The following is a 1,380-nucleotide window of genomic DNA, read 5'->3' on the forward strand; positions in this document are numbered from 1 at the left end:
TCACCGGCGACGTCGCGGCGAAGCTGACCTCGCTCAAGGCGGACACCCGGCTCGGCACCACCGGTAGCGCCACGCTGGTGCGCTGGATGCTGGAGCAGGGCCTGGTCGACGAGCTGCACCTGCTGGTGCACCCGATCGTCGTCGGACGTGGGGCGAAGCTGTTCACCGATGGCCAGACCGTGCCCCTGAAGCTGCTGTCCTCGACGACCTTCGAGGCCACCGGCGTCGTGCATCTCGTCTACACCAACGCTGACGCTCCCAAGGAAGAGTCGGCCCCTCCCGCCGCCTCCTGAACCGGGTTCCGTCGCACGCCTTGCCCCGACTGCCGGGAGTCACCGGGCACCCCCGGCAGTCGGGGGCACCGCCGTCGAGTTCACGACCTGGACGGTCGGCCACGGTGCTCCAGGAATCCTCGAACCGGCCGCCCAACAGGTATCCCGACTATGCACGCCCGACCGGCTCCGCCCGCCGGTGCCGACAGATACTTCGGCAAGGTACTGCGCGGCGCCGCCAAGGGCACCCGGCTGGCGCGGACCCCTCGGCAACGCCGCCGCCCACTCGTCGGCGATCCGCTCGATCCGCGGCCGCAGCGCCTCGATCGCCCGCGGCGCGAACGCCCGTGCGCCGAGCCGCCGCAGCCGCGAGTGCGCCTCGCCGTCCTGCGACAGCGTGTCGAGCGCCGCTGGGCGCCCGGCGGCGTGACCCCGAACCGCGCGTCCGTCAGCACTCGGGTGACCGCGTCGAACGACGTGACCAGCCACGCCCGCCGTCGGTCCGGCGCCGACACCTCCGCGACCGGCGGCAGCCCGGTGTACGCCGCGGGCGGCATCAGCGGATCGCGCCGGTCGAACGGCAACGCGAGCATCACGAACCTCCTCGTCTGGCGCCGGCGGGACCGGTAGAAACGCTGACGTCGCGACAAGGTCAAGCAGCCCGCCCCTGCCCGCACGCAGCGCCGGGAACGGATCGTCACCGCGAAGAATGCCCTCCCCGGCGGGGGTCCTTCCCGCTCGGACGGTTACCGCAGGGTGTGGGCGACGGCGGTGATCGCGCGGGCCAGTTCGAGGCCGGCCTCGGGGCTGTGGCGGTCGCCGACGCGTTGCAGGGTGAGCATCCCGTCGTCGGCAAGGACCGCGCCTGCGCCGTCGGTGAGCGGTACCCCGGTCGAGTCGCCGATGTCGGTGACCATCGGCAGGGCGAGGGCGGTGCGCAGCCGGGAGGCGGTGTCTGTTGCGGTGTCGGCTCGCGCGGTGGCGCGGTCGGCGCGGTCGGCGGCCTGGTCGGCGGTCTGCTCGGCGCGGCGGACGCGGGCCTGCAGTTCGGTGAGGCGTCCTTGCGCTTGGGCGGTGTCGGCGACGGCGGCGTGCCGTGCACGGTCGG

Annotated in this window: 3 protein-coding genes; 2 read left to right on the forward strand and 1 reads right to left on the reverse strand. The window is 73.8% G+C overall.

The features are described 5' to 3' along the window. Together BJF79_RS39920 and BJF79_RS39925 are read left to right on the forward strand one after the other, a co-directional pair. The coding region (locus BJF79_RS39920; protein ID WP_187357126.1) for a dihydrofolate reductase family protein at window positions 1-293 on the forward strand (293 nt) is incomplete at its 5' end. A 150-nt stretch (window positions 294-443) separates the two neighbouring features. Next, complete coding sequence (locus tag BJF79_RS39925) at window positions 444-902, forward strand: hypothetical protein (protein ID WP_075905220.1); 459 nt, start codon at window positions 444-446, stop codon at window positions 900-902. A gap of 116 nt (window positions 903-1,018) precedes the next feature. On the opposite strand, the gene BJF79_RS56540 is transcribed toward BJF79_RS39925, so the two are convergent. Then, the coding region (locus tag BJF79_RS56540; RefSeq protein WP_262403272.1) for a hypothetical protein at window positions 1,019-1,380 on the reverse strand (362 nt) is incomplete at its 5' end.

Origin of the sequence: Actinomadura sp. CNU-125 (assembly GCF_001942465.1) — a bacterium.
Taxonomy (GTDB): domain Bacteria; phylum Actinomycetota; class Actinomycetes; order Streptosporangiales; family Streptosporangiaceae; genus Spirillospora.

Excerpts from the sequence above, each read along its gene's own strand:
- BJF79_RS39925 (WP_075905220.1), top strand. The coding sequence starts at position 444 with ATGCACGCCCGACCGGCTCCGCCCGCCGGTGCCGACAGATACTTCGGC.